Origin of the sequence: Hyphomicrobium facile, assembly GCF_900116175.1 — a bacterium.
GTDB lineage: Bacteria > Pseudomonadota > Alphaproteobacteria > Rhizobiales > Hyphomicrobiaceae > Hyphomicrobium_B > Hyphomicrobium_B facile.
This window is the reverse complement of record NZ_FPCH01000005.1, coordinates 64,286-87,405: the sequence shown is the minus strand read 5'-3', so window position 1 is coordinate 87,405 and position 23,120 is coordinate 64,286. Positions and strand designations below refer to the sequence as shown.

27 protein-coding genes are annotated in these 23,120 nt (G+C 61.2%); 17 read left to right on the top strand and 10 right to left on the bottom strand.

Annotated features, from left to right (window positions below):
• Nucleotides 1–136 precede the first annotated feature (136 nt).
• Nucleotides 137–568, top strand: coding sequence for a CBS domain-containing protein (locus BM399_RS19955; protein WP_092869555.1), 432 nt, complete (start codon nucleotides 137–139; stop codon nucleotides 566–568).
• On the opposite strand, the gene BM399_RS19950 is transcribed toward BM399_RS19955, so the two are convergent.
• The gene (locus BM399_RS19950; protein ID WP_092869554.1) at nucleotides 550–1,554 is read right to left on the bottom strand and encodes a patatin-like phospholipase family protein; all 1,005 of its coding nucleotides are present in this window, start codon (nucleotides 1,552–1,554) and stop codon (nucleotides 550–552) included. The genes BM399_RS19955 and BM399_RS19950 overlap by 19 nt on opposite strands.
• 178 nt (nucleotides 1,555–1,732) lie before the next feature.
• The gene (gene hisI / locus BM399_RS19945; RefSeq protein WP_092869716.1) at nucleotides 1,733–2,179 is read right to left on the bottom strand and encodes a phosphoribosyl-AMP cyclohydrolase; all 447 of its coding nucleotides are present in this window, start codon (nucleotides 2,177–2,179) and stop codon (nucleotides 1,733–1,735) included.
• Nucleotides 2,180–2,398: 219 nt separating this feature from the next.
• On the opposite strand from hisI, the gene BM399_RS19940 reads away from it, so the two are divergent.
• The 5 genes from BM399_RS19940 (at nucleotide 2,399) to BM399_RS19920 (ending at nucleotide 6,636) form a co-directional block, all read left to right on the top strand.
• Nucleotides 2,399–2,860: an iron-sulfur cluster assembly scaffold protein gene (locus BM399_RS19940; protein ID WP_092869553.1), complete on the top strand. Its 462-nt coding sequence runs from the start codon at nucleotides 2,399–2,401 to the stop codon at nucleotides 2,858–2,860.
• A gap of 298 nt (nucleotides 2,861–3,158) precedes the next feature.
• Entirely contained in the window at nucleotides 3,159–3,794 is a 636-nt protein-coding gene (locus BM399_RS19935) for a hypothetical protein (RefSeq protein ID WP_092869715.1), read from the top strand.
• 56 nt (nucleotides 3,795–3,850) lie between these two features.
• Nucleotides 3,851–4,129, top strand: coding sequence for a membrane protein insertion efficiency factor YidD (yidD, locus tag BM399_RS19930; protein WP_092869552.1), 279 nt, complete (start codon nucleotides 3,851–3,853; stop codon nucleotides 4,127–4,129).
• Between the two features lie 111 nt (nucleotides 4,130–4,240).
• Nucleotides 4,241–6,184 carry a threonine--tRNA ligase gene (thrS, locus tag BM399_RS19925; protein WP_092869551.1) on the top strand — a complete coding sequence of 648 codons (1,944 nt, stop codon included), beginning with the start codon at nucleotides 4,241–4,243 and terminating at the stop codon, nucleotides 6,182–6,184.
• A gap of 203 nt (nucleotides 6,185–6,387) precedes the next feature.
• On the top strand, nucleotides 6,388–6,636 hold the full coding sequence (locus BM399_RS19920; protein ID WP_092869550.1) for a DUF883 family protein: 249 nt from the start codon (nucleotides 6,388–6,390) through the stop codon (nucleotides 6,634–6,636).
• Nucleotides 6,637–6,796: 160 nt separating this feature from the next.
• Here the strand turns inward: BM399_RS19920 and BM399_RS19915 are convergent, their stop codons facing one another.
• The 3 genes from BM399_RS19915 to BM399_RS19905 form a co-directional block, all read right to left on the bottom strand.
• The gene (locus BM399_RS19915) at nucleotides 6,797–7,606 is read right to left on the bottom strand and encodes a GTP-binding protein HSR1 (protein ID WP_092869549.1); all 810 of its coding nucleotides are present in this window, start codon (nucleotides 7,604–7,606) and stop codon (nucleotides 6,797–6,799) included.
• Nucleotides 7,607–7,745: 139 nt separating this feature from the next.
• Nucleotides 7,746–8,612 carry a lysophospholipid acyltransferase family protein gene (locus tag BM399_RS19910; RefSeq protein WP_280140600.1) on the bottom strand — a complete coding sequence of 289 codons (867 nt, stop codon included), beginning with the start codon at nucleotides 8,610–8,612 and terminating at the stop codon, nucleotides 7,746–7,748.
• Between the two features lie 115 nt (nucleotides 8,613–8,727).
• Nucleotides 8,728–9,963, bottom strand: coding sequence for an FAD-dependent monooxygenase (locus BM399_RS19905; protein ID WP_092869547.1), 1,236 nt, complete (start codon nucleotides 9,961–9,963; stop codon nucleotides 8,728–8,730).
• Between the two features lie 252 nt (nucleotides 9,964–10,215).
• On the opposite strand from BM399_RS19905, the gene BM399_RS19900 reads away from it, so the two are divergent.
• The 8 genes from BM399_RS19900 (at nucleotide 10,216) to BM399_RS19865 (ending at nucleotide 15,110) form a co-directional block, all read left to right on the top strand.
• Complete coding sequence (locus tag BM399_RS19900) at nucleotides 10,216–11,490, top strand: porin (protein WP_244531402.1); 1,275 nt, start codon at nucleotides 10,216–10,218, stop codon at nucleotides 11,488–11,490.
• A gap of 264 nt (nucleotides 11,491–11,754) precedes the next feature.
• The gene (locus tag BM399_RS19895; protein WP_244531401.1) at nucleotides 11,755–12,105 is read left to right on the top strand and encodes a hypothetical protein; all 351 of its coding nucleotides are present in this window, start codon (nucleotides 11,755–11,757) and stop codon (nucleotides 12,103–12,105) included.
• A gap of 219 nt (nucleotides 12,106–12,324) precedes the next feature.
• Nucleotides 12,325–12,606, top strand: a complete 282-nt coding sequence (locus BM399_RS19890; protein WP_092869544.1) for an FtsB family cell division protein — start codon at nucleotides 12,325–12,327, stop codon at nucleotides 12,604–12,606.
• A 136-nt stretch (nucleotides 12,607–12,742) separates the two neighbouring features.
• Nucleotides 12,743–13,072, top strand: coding sequence for a DUF5076 domain-containing protein (locus tag BM399_RS19885; protein ID WP_092869543.1), 330 nt, complete (start codon nucleotides 12,743–12,745; stop codon nucleotides 13,070–13,072).
• A gap of 234 nt (nucleotides 13,073–13,306) precedes the next feature.
• A complete protein-coding gene (locus tag BM399_RS19880) occupies nucleotides 13,307–13,693 on the top strand; it encodes a hypothetical protein (RefSeq protein ID WP_092869542.1) in 387 nt (128 codons plus the stop codon).
• Nucleotides 13,694–13,892: 199 nt separating this feature from the next.
• Nucleotides 13,893–14,183 (top strand): hypothetical protein, encoded by a 291-nt coding sequence (locus BM399_RS19875; RefSeq protein ID WP_244531400.1) that lies wholly within the window; start codon nucleotides 13,893–13,895, stop codon nucleotides 14,181–14,183.
• Between the two features lie 85 nt (nucleotides 14,184–14,268).
• Nucleotides 14,269–14,523, top strand: a complete 255-nt coding sequence (locus BM399_RS19870) for a GlsB/YeaQ/YmgE family stress response membrane protein (RefSeq protein ID WP_092869541.1) — start codon at nucleotides 14,269–14,271, stop codon at nucleotides 14,521–14,523.
• Between the two features lie 119 nt (nucleotides 14,524–14,642).
• Nucleotides 14,643–15,110, top strand: a complete 468-nt coding sequence (locus tag BM399_RS19865; protein ID WP_092869540.1) for a type II toxin-antitoxin system RatA family toxin — start codon at nucleotides 14,643–14,645, stop codon at nucleotides 15,108–15,110.
• Nucleotides 15,111–15,119: 9 nt separating this feature from the next.
• Here BM399_RS19865 and BM399_RS19860 read toward each other — a convergent pair whose 3' ends face one another.
• The 5 genes from BM399_RS19860 to BM399_RS19840 form a co-directional block, all read right to left on the bottom strand.
• Nucleotides 15,120–15,983 carry a pentapeptide repeat-containing protein gene (locus tag BM399_RS19860; RefSeq protein WP_092869539.1) on the bottom strand — a complete coding sequence of 288 codons (864 nt, stop codon included), beginning with the start codon at nucleotides 15,981–15,983 and terminating at the stop codon, nucleotides 15,120–15,122.
• On the bottom strand, nucleotides 15,980–16,471 hold the full coding sequence (locus BM399_RS19855; RefSeq protein ID WP_092869538.1) for a CinA family protein: 492 nt from the start codon (nucleotides 16,469–16,471) through the stop codon (nucleotides 15,980–15,982). Before BM399_RS19855 ends, BM399_RS19860 begins: the two co-directional genes overlap by 4 nt.
• Nucleotides 16,472–16,579: 108 nt before the next feature.
• Nucleotides 16,580–17,056: a MarR family winged helix-turn-helix transcriptional regulator gene (locus BM399_RS19850; protein ID WP_244531399.1), complete on the bottom strand. Its 477-nt coding sequence runs from the start codon at nucleotides 17,054–17,056 to the stop codon at nucleotides 16,580–16,582.
• Between the two features lie 166 nt (nucleotides 17,057–17,222).
• Nucleotides 17,223–17,843 (bottom strand): cation efflux transmembrane domain-containing protein, encoded by a 621-nt coding sequence (locus tag BM399_RS19845; protein WP_143117879.1) that lies wholly within the window; start codon nucleotides 17,841–17,843, stop codon nucleotides 17,223–17,225.
• Nucleotides 17,840–19,060, bottom strand: coding sequence for a bifunctional 2-C-methyl-D-erythritol 4-phosphate cytidylyltransferase/2-C-methyl-D-erythritol 2,4-cyclodiphosphate synthase (locus BM399_RS19840; protein WP_092869536.1), 1,221 nt, complete (start codon nucleotides 19,058–19,060; stop codon nucleotides 17,840–17,842). Before BM399_RS19840 ends, BM399_RS19845 begins: the two co-directional genes overlap by 4 nt.
• A 282-nt stretch (nucleotides 19,061–19,342) precedes the next feature.
• Between BM399_RS19840 and dusB the strand changes: the two genes are divergently transcribed.
• Genes dusB through ntrC form a run of 3 tightly spaced genes read left to right on the top strand, consistent with a single transcriptional unit; the run spans nucleotide 19,343 to nucleotide 22,937 of the window.
• Nucleotides 19,343–20,329, top strand: coding sequence for a tRNA dihydrouridine synthase DusB (gene dusB / locus BM399_RS19835; RefSeq protein WP_092869712.1), 987 nt, complete (start codon nucleotides 19,343–19,345; stop codon nucleotides 20,327–20,329).
• Nucleotides 20,326–21,492, top strand: coding sequence for a two-component system sensor histidine kinase NtrB (locus BM399_RS19830; RefSeq protein WP_092869535.1), 1,167 nt, complete (start codon nucleotides 20,326–20,328; stop codon nucleotides 21,490–21,492). Before dusB ends, BM399_RS19830 begins: the two co-directional genes overlap by 4 nt.
• Nucleotides 21,492–22,937, top strand: coding sequence for a nitrogen regulation protein NR(I) (gene ntrC, locus BM399_RS19825; RefSeq protein ID WP_092869534.1), 1,446 nt, complete (start codon nucleotides 21,492–21,494; stop codon nucleotides 22,935–22,937). Before BM399_RS19830 ends, ntrC begins: the two co-directional genes overlap by 1 nt.
• Nucleotides 22,938–23,120 lie beyond the last annotated feature (183 nt).

The window sequence follows — 23,120 nt, the reverse complement described above, 5'->3', positions numbered from 1 at the left end:
GAGCGGATATCGGTTAGGGTGAAAAACGCAGCGTTGTGCCGGCTGAAGAACAGGCAAGCTTGCGAATCCTCTCGAGCGCGCAAGCGCAAAGTTCTGCCTTCGGTCACGCACGACGTTCGGATCGGAGGCTGAACCAGTGATCATTGGACAAATACTCAAGTCGAAAGAGCGCGGTGTCATGACTGCGCGTCCGGATGACTCGATCCAGGAAATTGCTTTGCGGCTCGCCAGCCGCAAGATCGGCGCCATTGTCATTCTCGGCGAAACCGAAAACGTCATTGGCATTATTTCAGAGCGAGACATCATACGATTGGTGGCGGAGCACGGAGCTGCGGCGCTCACGATGCTGGCCAGAGAAGGAATGACTCGCGATGTCGTTTGCTGCACGCGAGAATGCACGCTCGACGAGATCATGGAAACGATGACGAAGGGACGCTTCCGCCATATTCCCGTCGTCGAAAATGGCGCGCTCGTCGGCATCATTTCGATCGGCGACGTCGTCAAGCACCACACGGCCGAGGTGGAGCTTGAAGTGACCGCGATGCGCGGTTACTTGGCGACCGGCTGATCGCTCGCGATCGAACCGCCAGTTTGCAGGCGCGCGCGGTTGGGTGCGCGCCTGGGGTCGCATATTTCAATTTCCCGAACCATATCGTCGAGCTGACGCTCGACAGCCTGGCTGCCGCGCTCGATGGCTTCTTCCGCACGGTGAAAATCGAAGAGGCCGACGTCCTGAAGCCGCGGTGAAATCATGGCGTCAGGCGGATCACCTGCAAGCCGCGAACGCGCGATGCGATCCTGTACGATGTTGAGAGCATCGACCATCACTGTCGAGATGCCGGGAGCGCCATCGCGCTTTCCGAGAATCTGGCGTTGCAGAAGAGCGCGCACGCCGCGCTTGTCCTGCGGCTCTTGTTCCTGAGCCATGTGCAACGCCTCTTCCCCTTCCGCAAAAAGCGCTTCCGGTGTCGAGATGACGCTTCCGCGGCCAAGAATATCGAAGTTCAAATTGACGGCGATAACGTAGCGAGCGCCGAGAGCGCGGCAGACCGAGACGGGAATGGGGTTCACGAGTGCGCCGTCGAACAGCCAGCGGCCATGGACTTTCACCGGTTTGAAAACGCCCGGCAGCGCATAGGATGCGCGCACGGCATCGACCAACCGGCCGCGCGACAGCCAATGCTCGTGCCCGGTGCCGATTTCAGTCGCGACTGCCGTGAAACGCGTTCCAAGATCTTCGATGTTGCGGTCGCCGAGATGTTGCTCGAGGCGTTCGCACAAACGCTGGCCGCTGATCAGGCCGGTTCCGGCGAAGTTCAAGTCGAGGTATCCGAATATCCGCTTCGGCGTGAGTTCGCGCGCCCAGCGCTCCAAGTTGTCGAGATGGCCGGCCGCGTGGCAACCGCCGACGACCGCCCCGATTGACGTCCCCGCGATGATGTCCGGCTTGATGCCGGCGCGTTCCAAAGCTCTGAGAACGCCGATGTGCGCCCATCCGCGGGCGGCACCTCCGCCCAGCGCCAATCCAATCCTAACACCCGCCGTGCGGTCCATGATGGCACTCCCTGCCAGCGGGCGACGGCTCTACCAGCCGAGCGGCGCTCGCTAACCTTATGCTAGCGCTGCGGCATTAAGGCCGCGCTACCAATAGGTAATCAAGGTGTGAACGCGGCGAGCCAAAGCAACTGGCGGAAGCGCCGGGATGCTGGTGACGCTCATATCAGGCCAGCTATCACGCCGGCGTCTTCGGCTCCGGAAGGTCAGCAAACTCGAGGACGGGCGTTCCGCTGCCGGTGGCCTGCACAACTCGGCGATAGAAGCAGGAACGAGCGCCCGTATGGCAGGCGACCCCATCGCCCTGAACCTCGGCGGCAACCCAGATGACGTCCTGGTCGCAGTCGGTACGCAGTTCGATGACCTTGAGCAGGTTGCCGCTCTCGTCGCCCTTTTTCCAAAGCTTGGCCCGCGACCGGCTCCAGAAATGCGCAAATCCGCTGGCGATGGTTTGCGCCAGGGCTTCCTCGTTCATGTAGGCAAACATGAGCACGTTGCCGGACGCGGGATCCGTCACGATCGCGGGTATCAGGCCGTCCGGTCCGAATACGGGCCGAAAGGAAAGGGTGGTCTCGTCGGTTTCGCCGTCCGCCATTTGCAACTCTGTCTGGGTTGGGGCCAACATTGGGCCCGCCATACTATCGGGTCCGCCGCCACGCAGGCCAATTATGGCGGTTGGAAAGGCCCAATCGTGGTGGGATCGTTGGGGGTATCATTCCGCGTCGGAATGCCGGCAGATCTCGTATTCACGGCCGGCAGGCCTTATATACGGCCACTCATATGTTTAGACGAGAGGCGGGACACCGCCCGCGATCCAAAAGACCATAAGACGCAAAAGAGACCTATGGCCAACCTCGATGAGATCTACAACACACGCATTCTCGAGCTGGCGGGAGCGATCTCGCGAACAGGAAGATTAGCCCACCCCCATGGCACCGCGACGGGTCATTCGAAGCTCTGCGGATCGACCGTGACTGTCGATCTCGAACTGGAGAATGGCCGGGTCAGCGATTTCGGCCAGTCGGTCAAGGCCTGCCTTCTCGGTCAGGCTTCAGCGTCGGTCATGGCCCGCGAGATCGTCGGCTCGACGCCGGAGGAACTCCGCACTGTCGGCAACACGATGCGCGCCATGTTGAAGGAAGGGGGACCACCCCCCGGAGGGCGTTGGGCCGACCTCGCCGTCCTCGAGCCTGTCCGCAACTACAAAGCGCGCCAGGCTTCGACGTTGCTTGTATTCGATGCCGTCGAGAAAGCACTCGACGACGCGTTACTTCGGACGGACAGCGGGCTGCAGGCTGCGCGCTAACCTTTACTGCAATTTTTTGCGACTAAGTCTGCCGCAAAATCATTCAGCCAATCGACGAGCACGATGCGGCGTGCTGTATGTCCAAAAGACAAGACCGGCAGGACGCATCCGCGCCGACAGCCTCAGCAATGCCATCTTTTTCAAGCGGTTACATCCGGCAAACTGAGTGTGGAAGTCGGCCCGTCTGCGGAGTATGCCAGTCACGAGTCGAACACGAGTCGAAGAGAATTTTTGGCCAGGCCGAAGCGGCGTCGGGTACGCCCGCAAGCCGTGGCCTTGAGCAGAAATGGAGTTTCAGATGGCAGCGCAGGACAACGATAGCGGCGCGCGCGCGGATAGTGCGGCCTCATCGACCAGCGCGCTCAAGTGGGCCGTGATCGCAATCCTGACTCTCCTCGCGCTCTACGGCTGGCATGGCAAGACGTCGGCCGAGGGCGAACTTACGGCGATGCAGGGTGAAGTGGCCTCGCTCCGCAAGGCGGTCGACGACGCCGCGCAGGTAAGAAAATCATCGCAAGACGAGATCGATCGCCTGAAGGCCGCTGAGACAGATGCGCTCCGTCAGGTCGACGAGGGCAAGGCCGACGTCTCGACGGCGATGGCCAAGGTGTCGGAACTCGACAACAAGGCGAATGCCCTGGCCAAGGAAACCGACGATCTGAAAGCCAAGCTCGCCGCCGCCGACGAGGACGCGAAGGCGAAGCTCGCGGCAGCCGGAGACGAAACCAACAAGGTCAAGGCACTGCTCGATATTGCGAACAAGGCGAAGGCCGACGCGGAAGCAGCCCTGGACACAATTCGTGCCGAAAACGACAGCCTGAAATCGCAGCTGAGCGCCGTCCAGAAGGAGCTGGAAGCGGCGAAAGCGGCGCCCCCGGCGGCACCGGCCCCTGCACCTCCGGCTCCCGCCGCACCGGCAACCCCTGCGCCCTGACAACTGCGACGGGTTTGCGCTTGCGTCTGCCCACGGACTTGGCGTCTGCTCGCACTATGAGTTCCACGCTCGCCAAAACGCTCCTCAAGGCGCCCGTTTACGTCTACCGCTACACCTTCAAAGGCATGGCGGGCGGCCAGTGCCGCCATTGGCCGACGTGTTCCGAATACGCACTTCAGGCCATCGAACTGAATGGCGCTTGGCGGGGGTTCTGGCTGACCCTCTCGCGCTTCGTGAGATGCGGACCGGGCGGCACGCACGGCGTCGACATGGTGCCCGATATCCGCGCCGTTAAACACACCTTTGAGCCCTGGCGTTACGGCCGCTGGCGCTGAGCCGGTGCTGCGATTGGGCTGACTTGACTCAGACGCCGCCACGCCCCATTAGCGCATTCGAAATCGTCTTACGCCGCGTTCGTTTGCGGCGAGTGAGCAAAGGAGGCCGCGATGACTGATGTTACGATTACGTTCCCCGATGGCAAACAGCGCCAGGTCGCATCAGGAACCACCGGCCTCGAAATCGCAAAGTCGATCTCGCCGTCGCTCGCCAAGCGCACCGTTGCCATGCAGCTCGACGGCGCATTGGCCGACCTCGCCGATCCGATCACCAAGGACGCGTCGATCAACTTCGTATCGCGCACCGATCCGGCAGCTTTGGAGCTGATCCGGCACGATGCCGCGCACGTTCTCGCCGAAGCCGTGCAATCGATCTGGCCCGGAACTCAGGTCACCATCGGCCCCGTGATCGACAACGGCTTCTACTACGACTTCGCCAAGCAGCAGCCGTTCGAACCGGACGACATTCCGAAGATCGAGAAGCGCATGGGCGAGATCATCGCCAAGAACGCGCCGTTCACCAAGGAAGTCTGGACGCGCAACAAGGCGAAGGAATTCTTCAAGGACAAGGGAGAGTACTTCAAGGTCGAGCTCGTCGACGCCATCCCTGAGGATCAGGACCTCAAGATCTACAAGCAGGGCGAATGGCTCGACCTCTGCCGCGGCCCGCACATGACCTCGACCGGTCAGGTCGGCAAGGCTTTCAAGCTGATGAAGTTTGCCGGCGCCTATTGGCGCGGCGATTCAACGAAGCCGCAGCTCCAGCGCATCTACGGCACCGCATTCGCGACCGAAGACGAACTCAAAGCCTACCTGCATCAGCTGGAAGAAGCCGAGAAGCGCGACCATCGCAAGCTCGGCCGCGAGATGGATCTTTTCCATTTCCAGGAAGAGGCGCCGGGCTCCGTCTTCTGGCACCCGAAAGGCTGGACGCTGTTCCAGACCCTGATCGCATACATGCGCCGTCAGCAGCAACGCGCCGACTACCAGGAAGTCAACTCTCCGGACATGATGGAGAAGCATTTCTGGGAGCTATCCGGCCACTGGGAGAACTACGGCGAGAACATGTTTACGACCGTCCTGCCGGACGAGCGTGTGTTCTGCTGCAAGCCGATGAACTGCCCAGGCCACGTGCAGATCTACAAGAACGGCCTGAAGAGCTACCGGGATCTTCCATATCGCATCGCCGAGTTCGGCAAGGTTCACCGCTATGAGCCGTCGGGCGCCCTGCACGGCATGCTCCGCGTGCGTCATTTCACTCAGGACGACGCGCACATCTTCCTGACTGAAGATCAGATCATGGAGGAATGCCTCAAGATCAACGATCTGATGCTCGCGATCTACAAGGACTTCGGCTTCGAGGACATCTACATCAAGCTCTCGACCCGGCCGGAGAAGCGTGTCGGCGCGGACGCGCTTTGGGACAAAGCCGAGAAAGCCTTGTCGGACGTGCTCGACGAAGTGAAACGCCGCTCGAACGGGCAGGTGAAGACTGCGATCAATCCGGGCGAGGGCGCCTTCTATGGCCCGAAACTTGAGTACGTCTTGAAGGACGCCATCGGCCGCGACTGGCAATGCGGAACGACGCAGGTCGACTTCAATCTCGCAGGCCGCCTCGGCGCGTTCTACATCGACGATCATTCGGAAAAGAAAACCCCCGTAATGATCCACCGGGCGATGTTCGGCTCGCTCGAGCGCTTCACCGGCATCCTGATCGAGAACTTCGCAGGTCACTTCCCATTGTGGCTTGCGCCGTTGCAGATCGTCGTCGCCCCGATCGTCTCGGACGCGAACGACTACGCTATCGAGGTTGCGCAAAAGGCCGAGGCAGCGGGCCTGCGCGTCGAAACGGATCTGCGCAACGAGAAGATCAACCTGAAAATCCGCGAACATTCGCTCGCGAAAATTCCGGTCATCATCGTCGTCGGAAAACGCGAGGCCGAGGAAAAGAAAGTCTCGATCCGGCGCCTCGGTTCGCAGGACCAGACGGTGCTCAGCCTCGATGAGGCGTTAACCGCGCTCGCCGGCGAGGCCGTGCCGCCAGACCTTAGATAATGGCGTCAGATAATGGCCTGAGATAACCGGCCGGAAGCAGCGCCGTGGGATGCGGCGCGACCATCGCATGTGATCTGCACCCTGAATATCGGCATATCGGCGGCCTCACACCGCCGATATTTCTTTTGGGCCGGCCGCGTGCAACCAACGCCTCGCGCTCCGCGTTTGCACCCATGAAACTGCAACGAACGGAGTTTTGACCTATGGCCGCATCTGCTTCCCAGTATGGGACATCGACATCACTCGACGACATCAAAGGCAAAGCCAAAGAGACCTTTAATGAGGCTTCCGACCGCGCGCAGGAGATAGCCGGCCAGGCTCGGCAACAGGTCAGCGATGTTGCCGGCAATGTGAAGGGCGCAATCGATAAATCGGTGAAAGATCAGCCGATCGCAACATTGGCTATGGCAGCCGCAGTCGGCTTTGTCCTCGGCGCTCTTTGGAAGTCGTAATCACTCGCTTGCGGGTAAAGCATCGTTAGTCAGCGTTCCGCTCGTGAGACATCATTGAGGCCGTCGAAGGCTCCATCGGGCAACTATCCCTCTGGAGTGCTCGGCGGCCTTCGTGCGTTGATCGCGATCCAAACGAGGCCTATGGCTTCGGATGAGCGAACTATGGCTTCGGAATTGTCGCCGGAAGATTTGCGGCTTTACGATCCGATGCGGCTTTCTTGAGTTCGCCACTATAAAGATCGATCGAGGCTGCTCCGACCTCATGAATGAATGCCCGAACCAAGCGGCCTGAAATCGTCCCCTTGAGCCACTGGATGAGGGAATTCGATAGCTTCTCGCGCAATTCGTAAGTGGCGGCAGTCGCAGGATTGAACATCCGCGCAAGACGCCACACCGACCAGGCCCGGCCGGCAACATCGTAGATTCCGCGCCACCGATAGACCTGCGCGAATTGCGCGATCGTCAGGCGGTTGCCAAGCGGAATGGTTCCCTCGAACACCGGCCTGAGGCGCCCGCTGACCTGTTCGAGCAGCGTCAAGGCTTCCGGAACGGTGAATCGCAGCATCGGGTCCTTGCGGTCCGGATGATAGGTCTTGGCGACGATCTCAACCGTCTCGAGACCGGTATTCAGCAAATCGCTCCACGATCCGATTGTTCGCGTGTTCGCGTCGCTCGCAAAAGTATCGACGGCCCTCTGTGCAGCGGAGCGCACAGGATCGCCATCGGAAGAACTGCCCGGCGGAATGATCTCGGCGACCGGCTCGTCTTGGCCGGTCTTAGGCGGAGGCCCAAGAGTTCGCCGCTGGAAGACGAACGCAATGAGCGTGCAGCAGAGCGTCGCTGCTGCCCAATAGATCAGATAGCCATGTTGCCAGAGCCACAGGCTGCCAAGCGGGATAAGGGCCAGCGTCGGGAACAGCAGTCCAAGGAAAACGATAAACAGCCGTAGTTGTGATAGGGCGTCGCTCATCCGGCGCTCCGTCGCGGTTCAACCCCATGAAACGCAAGCTGTCGACCCTCGGTTCCTATTCAGGCCCCAGACTTCGGGACATGACTTCGGGACATGACTTCGGGACACGAACTTCGGCTCACGGCGCAGCGTCAGATGCTCATTTCCAGCGACGGTTCGACCACATCCACTGTTCCGGGAACTCTCTCACCCAGGCTTCGAATTGACGGGTCATCTCGGCCGTCGCCCACTTCACGTCCTCGCCCTGGTTGGCAGTTCGCGGTACGCGCAGTTCTTTTAACTCGATCTCGAAACGGCTGTCCCGGCCGATGCGCAGGCACCGCGCCATCCAGATACGCGCGCCCACCCGGCGCGCGATCATCGCTGGGATGCTCACGGTGCGGGCGTCTTTTCCGAAGAACGGGACGGGAAGTCCTGTGTGATCATAGAGATCGCAAACGACGCCGAGACGGCCGCCGTTGCGAACGTAATCCATGATGACCCGCGCGGTTTTCTGGCTCTCGCCGTGATCACCCTCGACCTTGCCCCGGCCGAAAAGGCCGCCGGGATAAAGGTCGCGGCGCTGATAACGGACATATTGGTCGATGTAGGGATTGTTGACCGTGCGATAGACGCAGGCAGGATTTGCGCCCGAGATCGTCAACGGCCAGATGGCGAGTTCCCAGTTCCCCATGTGAAGCGACGCGCCAACGATCGGCCCGAGCTTGCTCGAGTAGCGGTTGAAGACCTCTGGGTTCTTGATGGTGAGCCGCGACGGTTCGGCGATGATCTGGTCGATGCGCATCGTCTCGGCCATGACGCGCCCAAGGTTTTCCCAATGGGCGAGCGCAATGGCTTCTCGTTCCTTTTCCGACTTCTCCGGAAAGGCGATCCTCAGATTGTCGAGCGCTCGGTTGTGACGCTTCGGGTTGATCCTGGGCGCCAGCCGGCGCCAGCACCAAGCCGAGAAGTGCGTCGCAGCGTCGAGAGGCACCGAGCGCACAACCCCGGCTACACCCCGAAGCAACCAATATTCGAGCCGGAACTGCAAATCGCGCAGCCGTGAAATTTCTGGCGTGGACAGTGCCCGACCCTCGTATTGCCCGTTGACCGAGGGTCATGCTCCCCCGACGAGGGGCCCGTCAAGCTTCCATCACCCTATTTCCCCCGGACAGAACCGCGGGCGAGGCCATCAAGGCGGGAGTTGAAGCGGACGGTCTGAAGCCTTCCCGCATGATCCGAACCCGCAAGGCGGGGCTGGAAGCGAGTGCAAAGAGGCCAAACCCGCGTGCGAGGCCGACGCCCGGAAGGTTGCTCAGGAGCGACCGGTTCAGAAGGTCGACCGCGAAAACCCGCGTCGCAATGTCTCTGCGTCGCGCGCCTTCATAACGGGCGAGCGTAGCGTCGCCGCCGACATCCGTTCCGTTGCGTTTCGCGTTACCGGCAATCTCGGCAATCGTGGCCGCATCCCGGAAGCTGAGATTGAGACCCTGCGCGCCGATCGGCGGAATGACGTGGGCAGCTTCGCCGACGAGCACAAACCGGTTTTTCCCGAACGAACGCGCGGTTTGTCCCGTCAATCGGAAGGCCTGCCGCGGAGAGAACTCCGAAAGCGCGCCCAAATGCCCTTTGAGTTCCGCATTGAGCGCGCGCGCAAAACCTAAATCATCGAGCGCGAGCAATCTCGCGGCCTCTTCGGGAGTATCGACCCAAACAAGATGAGACAACCCGGATTGGCCGGGAACGACGGTCAAGGGCCCAGCGCGCCGATGCAACTCGGTCGATATGCCCCGATGCGGACGCTGGTGCCGGAAGGTCGCAACGATTGCCGACTGCGGATACGACCAGGTCGAAACATCGATGCCGGCGAACTGCCGCGCTGGGGAAGCCCTGCCGTCAGCCGCCACGACGAGCCTCGCCCGGGTCTGGTTCCCGTCGCTGTCCGATACCAGGATATGATCGGCCTCCGAGGCGAACCCCGTCACGCCCGCGCAGATAACGCGGTTCACACGCCCGGCGCTTGCGTCCTCGAGAGCTTGGGTGAGGGGGACATTCGGGACGTTGTAGCCAAATGCGTCGAGTTCGATTTCCTTAGCTTGGAAATGTACCTCCGGCGCGCTCAGCAACCCGCCGCTCGCATCCGCAATGCTGATTCCGGAAATCGGAGCGGAGGCATCGGCGAGCGCCGGCCACACGCCGACGGCTTTCAAAAGATCGATGGAACCACCGAAGAGCGCCGATGTGCGCCCGTCCGTTATGCTGGACCGCGGCCCAAGGACGGCGGTGCTAAGTCCCGAGAAAGCACAAGACAATCCAGTGATGAGCCCGGCAGGACCGGCGCCCACGACAGCAATGTCAAAAATGTCTTGTCGGCTCATGCCTTAGCCCCTGTGAGTGTGATCATTGAAACACAGAAATTCGCTAAAGGGGAGCCGTTGCTGGCGTGCAACGCTGTTTGGGCCCGACTGTCACGCATCTGTTAAATTGGCGTGGTTAGCAGACACGTAAGTTGCTCACGGAGAAAAACTTCTCAGGGGCTACGGCGAAAAATCGCCCGGCGCGAAGGGGATTGCGCGTCGTCAAGTTTGGGGTCTGTAAACAGAGGGGCACCGATGAAGTCGGTATTCAAATTGTCTAGTAGCCGTATGGCGTTAGTTGCAGCCTTCGGGTTGGCCATTGGATTTACACCGGCTCAAGCGGCCGATCTGGGCGGCGATTGCTGCGCCGATCTCGAAGAGCGCGTAGCCGAACTCGAAGCCACGACGGCCCGCAAGGGTAACCGCAAGGTTTCGCTCACGGTTTCGGGTTGGGTCAACGAAGCCGTGTTCATGTGGGATGACGGCACCGAACGCAATACCTATGTCGGCACCAACTCGCTCGAGCAGTCGCGCGTCAAGTTCACCGGCGAAGCTCAGATCGCTCCCGGTTACTCCGCAGGTTACACGCTCGAAATCGGTATCGTGGGCCACGCCTCCAACAAGTGGGATCAAACCACGCCCGGCACCGGCAGCAACGACAACCAGCTGACGGTCCGCAAGAGCAACTGGTGGCTGAAGAGCAAAGACTACGGCAAAGTCACCGTTGGTCTCGAAGGCACCGCGATGTATCACATCCTGGATGATGCCGACGGCACGAACACGCGCAGCTTCTCCGATGCCGAGGGAGCAGCTGTTGCACAGGGCGCGTTCTTCCTCCGCAGCGGCGGCGCTTTCGTCAACAACCTGCGCTGGAGCGACGTCCTTCGCGGCGTGAACAACGGCACGGACGGCCAGGACGGCCGCAGAAACATCGTGCGTTACGACTCGCCGACGATCGCCGGCTTCACCGTGACGGCATCGTGGGGTGAAGACGATATCTGGGCCATGGCGTTGACCTACGCCAACACGCTCGGCGACTTCAAACTCCTCGGCAAGGTTGGCTACGGCCAGAACTCCGACGAAACCATCTCGGCTTGCTCGAAGCTCAACGGTCAGGATTGCGAACTGTTCGGCGCCGCCGGCACGATCATGCACGTCCCCACGGGCCTGTATGCTTATGGCGGCTTTGCGCAGAACCACGACAAGACCGAAGCTAAAGTCTCCGGTGCTAAAGCCACGGACACGATGTGGTTCATCCAGGGCGGTATCGAGCAGAAGTGGCTTCCGCTCGGCAAGACCACGGTGTTCGGTGAATACCGTCACGATGACGGCGGCTCGAACCTCGACAAGAACTTCCTTGGCGACTACGTGCACAACAGCAGCCTCGACTTCGTGGGCGCTGGCGTCGTTCAGAACATCGAACCTGCAGCAATGGATCTCTACGTGATCTATCGCCACGCAGACGGCGATATCACCAACGCCTCCGCGGACACAGTGAAGCTTGACGCCTTCGACATGGTCATCATGGGCGCAATGCTTAAATTCTGATCGCTTATTCCCGTCTGCGTCAGAGTATTGGGGCTGCCTTCGGGCAGCCCCTTTTTGTTGAGGATTCGCAAAGCGAACCGCGTGACCAGCAGCCGGCGCGAGCCTCTGGAAACGTGTGTCGTCCCGGCAACATGGCTATGCTACAACAGCGACGATAAGAAACGTCCTCTGTCCAGTTAAGGATGGGCTAATGCCATTGAAGTTCTGCTATCTACCGCGCAACACTACGACATGTGCGTGCTTTCGAAGCATTGCGGGGTAGACGTGAGACGATTGATTATGGTGACTGGCATGCTGGCGGCATTGGCCGCTGCGGCGAGCACCAATGTGTTCTCAATGGAAGAGCAGCGCGGGGCGATCCCGGGCGGCATGTCCGTGCCTGATGCCCCGAAGGCCCAAGAGCAAGATTCTGCAACTCCTCCGAGGACCGAGGGCACCGAAATCAGAATTCCCGGTCTCGGCAAAATCGGTACGTTGCCGAAAATGGACTTTGGCCTCGATCTTTTGTACGGCGCCGCCGAGGACAATAACAAAGCCCCCAATCTTCCCGATTCCCAGAATTCCGATGATCAGAAAGACCTGATGATCCACGGATCGGTGAAACACCGCTTCTAGAGATGATGCGGCCGTCTGGCCTCGCTCCTTCGCACGATGTTGCCCATCAGCGCTAACTTCTGAGATGTCCGTCGGTCAGCTGTCCGTTGCTGGACACCGGGTTTACCCGCTCTTAATGGCCCGCCTCATATACCGTCGATCTCGCCCTCACTTCTCCGGGACCGCCGCTTGCGTTACTTGAGCCCCTCAACGAACAGGCCGAATGGAGCCGGGCGGCTCATGGAGCAGCTTGCGATTACTTTGGCCTGTATCGCGCTGACGAGCTATTTCGCCTACCACATTCGATATGGACGGCACGGCCTCGAGGTGCGGGCAGGGCTCGTCGAGCGCTCGGCGCTTCTCGATTTCGAGATCAAAGGCCTTGAGAGCGTGCGCACGAAACTCCGCCATGACGTGGCGCTGCTGTCTCCCGAAATCCCGAACGCCGATATCGTGGAAGAGACCGCACGCGACATGCTCGGCTATGTGCGCGCCGACGACAAAATCATCCCCGCCCAATAAGCACCGTAGTTGATTACTACGCCTTGGCATCTCGCAGCTCCAAATGAGTGCTCCCGTGGAATAATCGCCGCTTGAGCACCAGGCCGAGAGTGGCTACGTCAGAGATGCGTTTGGTGCATCGAGGGGAGTCCATGAAATGTCAGACCTGCAGGATTCCGACGTCCTCCTCGAACTCGATATTCCGGAAGAAGTGCCGGAGGCCGAGCAGGCCGTCGAACTTATCAGAGCTTGGGTGGCGGACGGCGCACTCGTCGTAACCCTCAACGGCGAAGCGTTCGGCCCGCGATTGGAAGAATGGGGCAGATTGCTCGCGCAGATTGGGCACCACGTCGCGCGGTCCGCTTCCGCGAACGGGGAATCAGGCGAACAGCGCTTGATCGCGGCCGTCCGTAAAGGCTTCGACGAGGCTTTCCCGAAGAACGAATTGGCTGCCTTCGGCAAAAGCCGTAAGCGCGTTACCCACTAGCGCGCGACGCGCCGGCCTCCGGGCGTGGCGAACGTAAGACGCACCGTGATAAGCGGGCGTCCGGCCCGCTCTGTTGCCCATTTGCGCCAGATATTTGATCTCCACACTTTCGGACCTTCGGGCCGCATTGGCCGGGGATGACGGGGGTTCCCCTCCTTGCGCCGCGTCCTCACGGATCGCTAACAATTGGTATGTGCGCGTTGAGTTGTGGGTGGCAACTCTCTGGGGGTTTCAATGAGAAAAGTTCATATTGGCAAAATCGGTTTTGTGATCGCTGCGGCGGCGCTCACGTGCGGATGCGCGAACTCGGGTTTTGATCTTTCTACCGCTTCGGTAACGCCTACGGAGAAGACAGCGGCAAAAGCCGATCCTGTCTGCACCTCGCTCGCAAGTCAGATCACGACCTTGAAGGGTGACGGCACAATCGAGAGACTCGAGAAAGCGGCCGACGGAAAAGGCGACAAGGTTTCTGTGAAGCGCACAGCTCTCCAGAAGCAGGCCGAGCTCAACAAGGCCTACGGCGAGTATCAGACACGCTGTGGCACGGGCGTTCCCAACCAGGTCGCATCGCAACAGCCGGCAAAACCCGCCGCGGCTGCAACGACTCCTGCCGCGAACTGACCTGATCCCGAGCATTGAAGCGATGATGGCGCGCACGCTTTTTCGGCGTGTGGAAAACCGCTATTTTGAAATTTCTGTTGCTGCATCAGTGCCACAGGAAGGCCACGGGGGATTGCGAAGGCTCCCTGGCTGTGATCTCTGCGACGTGAGAAGGGCCTTCCTCGGAAACCTCTTCGTAACTTCAAGCTGAGTGGGACTGATGATGCGGGGTAGTTTAGCGGTTGGTCTTGTAATCGCTCTTGGCTGCGCGCTGCAGGGATGCGGTGGTGCCGCAGGAACGACCGGCGGCGATCCGGGAGCAAGGCCACTTCCTGCGGGCGAATCGTGCGGTTCGATTCGCGGTGAGCTCAATCGACTGGATTCCAAGGGCGTTCCCGCTCAAGTCGAACGCGCCAGCGGCGGCGGCAAACTTACGCCCGCCCAACGCGCCGACGTCGACAAGTACAACGACCTGCTCAACCAGTATCTGGGTGCTCGCTGCCACGTTTGAGCCTCCAGTTTTGACTCCACTGTGACGAACCGAAAATTGCGGTTCAGTTGCCGCTGTTTCGGAGTGTGAAGCCTTCGGAGCTAACATGGACAGTCAAACGCGCGATCTGGTGGTCTTCGCTATTATCGGGATCATCGCCGGCTTTCTGGCGTCTCTCGTGGTCGGTGGCGACGGCCTGATCCGGTACCTGATCACCGGCATCATCGGCGCCTTCGTCGGCGGCTATCTCTTCAGGGCGCTGGGCATCAATCTCGGCATCGGAAACGCCTTCGTGTCGGAGGTCGTCACCGCCGCCATCGGCGCGATCGTGATCGTGCTGCTCGCCCGCCTGATCGCCTAATCTGATCGCCTGATGTCATCGCCTGATAGAGCAAGGCGCAATGGGCGCCGCGCAGCGGTGCGGCTGCTTGAAGCATATGCTTTCCGCCGAGAGCCGACCCGTGCCATAAGACCGGCGCCATGCCATCTTTCTCCACCCAGCGCCACGTCCGCTTTTCGGCCGAGCAAATGTTTGCTCTCGTCGCCGACATCGAAAAATATCCCGACTTCCTTCCGCTCTGCACCGGCTTGACGGTCCTGTCCCGCCAGCAAACCGCTGCGGGCGAGGAACTGACCGCCCGCATGAGCATCGGCTACAAATCGATTGCCGAAAGCTTCACGACGCGCGTCGTGATCGATAGGTCCGACCGGCATATCGATGTCAGCTACCTCGATGGCCCGTTCAGGCACCTCGAAAATCGTTGGAAATTTTTGGACGATCCATCGGGCTCGATGGTCGACTTTTTCATCGACTACGAATTTCGCTCGAAACTGCTCGGCGCGCTCATGGGCGCGATGTTCGATCAGGCATTCCGGCGCTTTACCCACGCCTTCGAGGAACGAGCCTCTCAGGTCTACGGCGCTGCGCCCAAGACGGCGGAAACCTGACGGCGAAAACTAGCGGACGCTCTTGTCCGAGTTTTTGGCGAGCGCCAAACCCCTGAGCCGATCCAATCCTTTGGCATTGCGAAGTTTGGTGCCCGAGAGATTGGCGCCGCGAACATCCGCATCGGTCAGGTCAGCGTCCGTCAAATCAGCCCCCGACAAATCGGCGTTCGTCAGATCGGCGCCGGAAAGGTCAGCGCCTCGCAGGATGACGTCGCGCATGTCGGCGCCTTGAAGCCGCGCAAAACTCAGTTGCGCCCGGCCCATGTCGGCGCGCGTGAGAATAGCCCCAACGAGGTTCGCGCTCGTGAAGTCGGTCCGCCAAATGTGCTCGATGAAGCCCGTGGTGTACGTGGGTGCACAATGGGAATCGGTGAGGTCGGCGCCGGCAAGATTCGAGCCCGCGAAGGTTCCAAAAAACCGCGCGCCGCGCATCGAAGCGCCCTTGAGGCTCGGCGCTTCAGCTAGAAGAGGGGCGAGCGTTGAAAACGACGACGGGCGCATCAGGCTCGCATTGTCGAGGCGAGCGCCGTCGAGCTTCGCACCGACGAGAGTGACGCGGTCCAGTATCGCGCCGGAGAGATCGGACCCCGAAAGGTTTGCGCCCGAAAGATCGGCGCCGAAGAGATTGGATTGGCTGAGGTCGGCCTGCTTGAAGTCGAGGCCCGAAAGGTCGAGCCGCGTCAGATCCCGATGATTGAGGGAAGGGTGGCTTCCGGGAGCGGCCCGAAACACCAGGAGCGAGACGTCCCGTGCCGACATATCAGCCGCGAACGCCGGCCCAAATGCGAGCGCGAATTCCAGCGTGCCTGTGGCCGCCAGGAGGAACGCGCGCACGGCGGCGCCATTCAATGCCCGAAATGTTCCCCGCCTCATGCAGCCGCCTCTAAAAGCATCCTGAGGGCCGCCCGGAGGCTCGCGAGGCGCACCTCGTCCCTCCCAACCTCACCGAACATATGGCGTTCAACGAGCGGAGCGTCGAACACGGAAGCGATTCCGATGTAAACCAGCCCGACGGGCTTGTGAGGGCTGCCCCCGCCGGGCCCGGCGATGCCCGTGATGGAAACGGCCAGATCCACGCCCGTCGTCCGTACGACGCCGTCCGCCATGGCATGGGCAACGGCCTCGCTGACGGCGCCATGGCGCTGGATGAGCCCGCTATCGACTCCGATCATGCCGGACTTCGCATCGTCGGCGTACGTGACGAACCCACCGAAAAACACGTCCGACGAACCGGCAATAGCCGTAATCGCACTTGCAACGAGGCCGCCCGTGCAGCTCTCAGCCGTCGCCAGCAGCCGGCGCTTGGCTCTGAGAGCGGCAATGAGCCGACTCGCGTCATCGAGTACGTCAGGTGGAAACACGCGGGAAGCCTCGCCATTGCTCCCAAAAGAAGGAGGGGAGCGCTTCAGATGAAGCACTCCCCGACAAAGCTATCTAGAGAGAGAAGAATGTGCAAACGGCTTGGCTGATCAAGCCGCGGCTAAGACCTCAGCGTGTAGAAGCAGGCTATCGAGGACGGACCGGCTATCGGAACCCATGGCCCCGACAGCACGCTTCTGGGCTTCTTGCCAGATCGGGTAGGCATCCTTCAGAACCGCCTGACCTTTGGGCGTAAGGTGCAGGCCGCGTCCCCGCCGTCCGGCGGGAGGATCCATGATGATATGGCCAAGTGCCAAGAGTCGCTTCAAATTGCGAGAGAGAGTCGACTTTTCAATGTCGAGTTCGTGTCCGATCTCGACGGCCGTGATTCCGTCACGAGACGCTAGCTGGGCAAGCAACGTATATTGGCTCGCGGTGATGCCGAGTGGGCGCAAGGCATCGTCGTAAACCCTCGTGACGATCCGCGAAAGCTGACGCACACGGGTCGCTAAGCACATCTCCGATTGTGCCTCAGCTATTGTACTGATGGCGTCGTCGACAGGCTTGCGTTCTAGATTTTGGGGCATGATGTTCATATCGGCTCCCGTATGAGCACTTTCGTGGGTCGTGGCAATACAACCACTTAACCATTTGATGCCGCGATTCTGCCTTGAGGGTCAACGAAGAATGCCGTTGCAAAGCAGCATCGATTTCGTTGGCGAGGCGAATTGTTGGGAGCACGCAAACCGGTAATCACGGTTTGGCCGAAACGTGTTCATCGCGGGCGGCCTGATAGATTTCGATGGCAGCTCCGGCGTTCAGTGCCGCGATGCCGAGCCCAACGATCAGATCCGGCCAGCGGGAAGCCGTTCCCGCAGTCAAAAGCCCGGCGAACACGATCGCGATATTCGCCGCCACATCATTGCGCGCCGACAAGAACGCCGCTTTGGTCAAGCTGCCGCCTCCCGCTCGAAATGGCGCGAGCAGCCACGCGCAGACGGAATTGACGGCGAGCGCTCCAAGTCCGGTGAGACTGAGCGGGACGGCGGCCGGAACGCGGACGTCTGCAAAGTTCTGCCAAGCCGTCCAGAGCGTCGCGAGACCCGGAACGAGAATAATCACTGCAAGGAGCATTCCGAGCTTGGCTCGGCGAGCGGCGCTGAAACCCAAGCCAGCGAGGATGAGCAGATTGATCGCGCCATCCTCGAGGAAATCGACGCTGTCCGCAAAGAGCGAGACGGAGCCGATCGCGACGGCCACGGCAAACTCGATCCCGAAATATCCGAGATTGAGTGCCGCAACATTCCGTACCGTCACGCGCAGCCGGCTATTCGTCGCGATGTCGTCGGCAGCGGGATTAGGTGCCTCGCTCATTTGGCGTCGTCAGCCGGAACAAAGACCATCGCCGATGCCATTGCGGCAATGCCTTCGCGGCGGCCGACGAAACCCATGCATTCCATCGTCGTTGCTTTGATGCCGACGCGGTTCGGCGGAAGATCTAAAACCTCGCCGATCAAGTTCTGCATCGCCGGCCGGTGCGGGCCGATGCGCGGAGCTTCGGCAAGCACGGTAATGTCGACGTTGCCGATCCGGCCGCCGGTCTCGCGAACGCGACGAACGGCATCCTCCAAAAACAGCCGCGACGCAGCCCCTTTCCATTTCGGATCGGACGGCGGGAAGTGCTGACCGATATCGCCGTCTCCGATCGCGCCAAGTAGAGCGTCCGTCAGCGCGTGCAGCACGACGTCGGCGTCGGAGTGCCCCTCGAGTTTGTGCGTGTGCGGAATTTTCACGCCGCCGAGCCAAACGTGGTCGCCTTCGCAGAAGCGGTGAACGTCGAAGCCCGTGCCGGTGCGCGGTTCGAGTGCGCTAGTCATCTGCCGGTCTGCCAATTCGATATCCTCTGCCGTTGTGATTTTGATATTGCCGGTTGAATCTTCGACGACGGCCACCTCGAGACCGGCCCATTCGGCGATCGCGGCATCGTCGGTGAACGTGTCCAAGTTCTTCTTCGCCGCCTCACGGTGGGCGGCAATGATAGGCCCGAATTGAAAACCTTGGGGTGTCTGTGCGCGCCATAGACCGGCGCGGGCGACAGTCTCCGTTACGACGCTCTCGCCGGAAGTCCGCTTCAGGGTGTCGGTGACCGGCAGCGCTGCCAAGGCCGCGGGCCGATCGCGAAGCGCCGCAATGACGTTCGAGATCGTTTTCGATGAAACGAACGGCCTCGCGGCGTCGTGGATCAAGACGACGTCGGGAGCAGTGTCAGCCAAAGCCTCGAGACCGCGCAAGACGGAGGCTTGCCGGCTTGGGCCGCCAATGGCGACTGGGGCGAGCTTGCCGAAGCCAAATCCCGCCGTGGCCCGCTCGTACAACTCGCCATCGTCAGCATGGATGACGACCTTGATCTCGGTGATCTCGGGATGGCGCGCGAAGGCGTCGATCGCACGGGTGAGGACCGTTCTCCCACCGATAGCCGCATACTGCTTCGGCCCAGCGCCCAAACCGCTGGAGCCCAGACCTCCGGAGCTTTGGCCCGAAGCGGCGCGCGTTCCCCGACCGGCCGCGACAATCAAAGCGGCAATGCGCAAGATACGATCTCCCTGGAAATGCTCTATGGTTGAAAGCCCAGGCCTTCCGTGCCCCCTGGCGCAAGCTTTCGCAACACCCTGTTGCCCACTGGAACGGCCGCCGTGAAACCGGAACTGCCAATTTCATAGTCGCCAGATGCTCAGCCGCGTCAAATCGGCAATTCCGAAACGTCTTGTTCACCCTTGCGAAATTGACGGACGGCGCATAGGCTGCCCAAACTCGCGGCACATCTGCAATCTGCACATGGAATAGGCAGAACGGTGAAAGCTGGTTTCGACCATATGCTAGAAGACATCGTAAACGGCGCGCCGCCCGCAGTTCTGGCACCCATGTCGGGGGTGAGCGATCTGCCCTTCCGGCGCCTTGCTCATCGCCTTGGAGCGAGCCTCGTCGTTTCCGAGATGGTCGCGAGCGAGGAATTGGTCAAATCGCGTTTTGACGTCCTGCGCCGCGTCGAGGGACGGGATTTGACCCCGTTTGTCGTACAACTCGCCGGCCGCGAAGAGCGGTGGATGGCCGAGGGGGCCCGTATCGCCGAAGCGAAGGGCGCGAACATCATCGACATTAATATGGGCTGCCCGGCCAAAGAGGTGACGGGCAAGCTCTCGGGCTCGGCGCTCATGCGCAATCTCGACCACGCCCAGGCCTTGATCAAAGCGGTCATCAATGCCGTGAAGGTTCCGGTGACGCTGAAGATGCGGCTCGGCTGGGACGACAAGACCCGCAACGCCCCTGAACTTGCCAAGCGTGCGGAGGCGGAAGGCGTCAAGCTGATCACGGTGCACGGCCGCACGAGATGTCAGTTCTTCACGGGCGCTGCCGATTGGTCGGCCGTGCGTCCCGTCGTCGAAGCGACCTCGCTTCCCGTCCTCGTCAATGGAGACATCCTTTCGCCGGCCCATGCCGCAGAGGCGCTGCAAGCATCCGGGGCGAGGGGGGTCATGGTTGGACGTGGGGCCTACGGCGCACCTTGGATGCCGGGGCGGATCGCAAGCTTCCTGGCGACCGGCCGCGATGCGGGCAATCCGGCGCTCGACGATCAGGCTAACATTGCCATCGAGCATGTTGAAGCGATGCTCGGCCATTACGGCAGGGAGCTCGGCCTGCGCAACGCCCGCAAGCACGTCGGCTGGTACTTGGCGACGAGCGGCGCCAGCGAAGCTGTCGTCAAGTCGTGGCGCGCCAAGCTCTGCACGATGCTTGAACCCGAGCGCGTGCTCGACGGCCTCAAGACTTTTTATTCTTGTACGGAGTTCCGCGCAGCATGAGTAGCAAGTCGGCATCGGTACGCAAATCTGATCGTCACTCGGCGCCGCCTCCTGCCGGAGTGGTCGATTGCGAGGATCTATTGAGTGCGCTGCCGCACCCGATCCTCGTCATCGCCGACGATCAAACCATCGTTTTCGCAAACGCGGCGGCTGAATCCTTTTTCTCCATGAGTGCGTCCGCGCTGACGAGAAGCCGGATTTCCGACATCGTCGCGTTCGGCTGCCCGCTGCTGGGATTGATCGAGCAGGTGCAGGCCACCTCATCGACGGTCAACGAATACGGCATCGAGGTCGCAACGCCGCGCTTCTCCGGCGCAAAGCTCGTCGATGTTTACGGTGGCCCGTTGCCGGAAGAGCCGCGCAACATGTTCCTGATGCTGCAGCAGCGCTCGATGGCGCAAATGATCGAGCGGCAGTTGACGCATCGCGCGGCCGCGCGGTCCGTGTCGGGAATGGCCGGCGTCTTGGCGCACGAGATCAAAAATCCCTTGTCCGGCATCCGCGGCGCAGCCCAGCTGCTGGAGCCCGCTCTGTCCGACGAAGACCGCGCGCTGACCCAGCTCATCTGTTCCGAAACCGATCGCATCCGCAACCTCGTCGATCGCATGGAGGTGTTCGGTGACGAGCGCCCGATCACGAAGGATGCGGTCAACATTCACGACGTTCTCAATCATGTGCGACGCATCGCGGAGCACGGGTTCGGCCGCAACGTCCGTTACGTCGAGGATTACGATCCCTCGCTCCCACCCGTTCTCGGCAATCGCGATAAGCTCGTGCAGGTCTTCCTCAACCTTCTGAAGAATGCGGCGGAAGCCATCGGCGATAGAACCGACTCTGGCCGCATCATCATGCAGACGGCGTTCCGGCCGGGCGTGCGCTTGTCGCTTCCCGGCTCCGATACCCGTGTCAGCCTCCCGCTGATGATCCAGATCGAAGACAACGGTTGCGGTATCCCGGATCATTTGAAACCGCATCTCTTCGATCCGTTCGTCACGACGAAGACGTCCGGCAGCGGCCTCGGCCTCGCCCTGGTCGCCAAGATCATCGCCGATCATGGCGGCATCATCGAATGTGAAAGTGAACCTAAGCGCACGATCTTCCGCGTGCTGCTTCCCATGCAACGCACGCGGCCAGCTCCCGTGCCGACGACGAGAGAGACTTGATGGCCAGAGGCACAATACTTATCGCCGACGACGACACCGCCATTCGCACGGTGTTGAACCAGGCATTGGCACGGGCAGGCTTCGCGCCTCGGGCGACCGGCAACGCGGCGACGCTGTGGCGCTGGGTGAGCCAGGGCGAGGGCGACGTCGTCATCACGGACGTCGTCATGCCGGACGAGAACGCGTTCGATCTTATTCCGCGCATGAAGAAATTGCGGCCAGACCTGCCGATCATCGTCATGAGCGCGCAGAACACGCTGATGACGGCGCTGACGGCGGCCGAGAAGGGCGCCTTCGAATATCTCCCCAAGCCCTTCGATCTCAATGAGGTCGTGGCGGTTGTCTCGCGCGCGCTGTCGGAGCCGGGGCGAAAGCGCCAGACGGTCAACACCGAACGCGAGTCGGACGAACTGCCGCTCATCGGCCGCTCGCTGCCGATGCAAGACATCTACCGCGTGCTCGCCCGCCTGACACAGAGCGATCTGACGGTCATGATCAACGGCGAGAGCGGCACGGGCAAGGAACTCGTCGCGCGCGTTCTGCACGATTACGGCAAGCGCCGGCACGGCCCCTTCGTCGCGATAAACATGGCGGCGATCCCGCGGGAATTGATCGAGAGTGAGCTCTTCGGGCACGAAAAGGGAGCCTTCACCGGCGCCCAGACGCGCACGCCCGGCCGCTTCGAGCAGGCCGAGGGCGGCACGCTCTTCCTCGACGAAATCGGCGACATGCCGCTCGAAGCGCAGACGCGGCTGCTGCGCGTTCTGCAGCAGGGCGAATACACGACCGTCGGCGGACGCACGCCCATCAAGACCAACGTGCGCATCATCGCGGCGACGCACCGCGATCTCAAAACGCAGATCCAGCAGGGTCTATTCCGCGAAGATCTTTTCTACCGGCTGAATGTCGTGCCGATCCGCCTGCCACCCCTTCGCGAGCGGCTCGAAGATATCGGCGATCTCGTTCGCCACTTCCTGAGACAGGCCGCGCGCGAAGGCCTCGGTCAGAAGTCGATCGAGAGCGCCGCGATCGAACGCCTCAAGTCGCATCCTTGGCCTGGAAACGTTCGTGAGCTGGAGAACGTCGTCCGCCGCCTTGTCGCCCTCTACACGCAGGACGTGCTGACAGCTCAAATCGTCGAGCAGGAGCTTGCCGGCTCCACCATCTCGGCCCCGGCCGGAGGTGGCGCCGAGGGCGGCGATCTCGGAGAAGCCGTCGAGCGATACCTCTCGCGGTATTTTTCCTCGTTCGGCAACGATCTGCCGCCGCCGGGCCTTTACGACCGGGTCATCCGCGACGTGGAGAAGCCGCTGCTCAGCGCGGCGCTGGCCGCCACGCGCGGCAATCAAATTCGCGCCGCCGAGCTTCTCGGCCTCAACCGCAACACGCTGCGGGCGCGCATTCGGGATCTCAATATCCGGGTATTCCGCACCGTCGAAGGCTAATGATCCGGTTCGTATCCCAAAAAGTTATTCACAGGCCTTGACCGAACACGCGTTTGGCGCTTGATCTGCGCCACACCCGTCGCGAAAATGTCACAGTTAGGCTGTTGGGTCTGGGCAGCTGTAGCGTGATCGTCGCTGCATGCTCGCCCGGCGCGGAAATAACGCGTCGGGAAATGCCGTCCA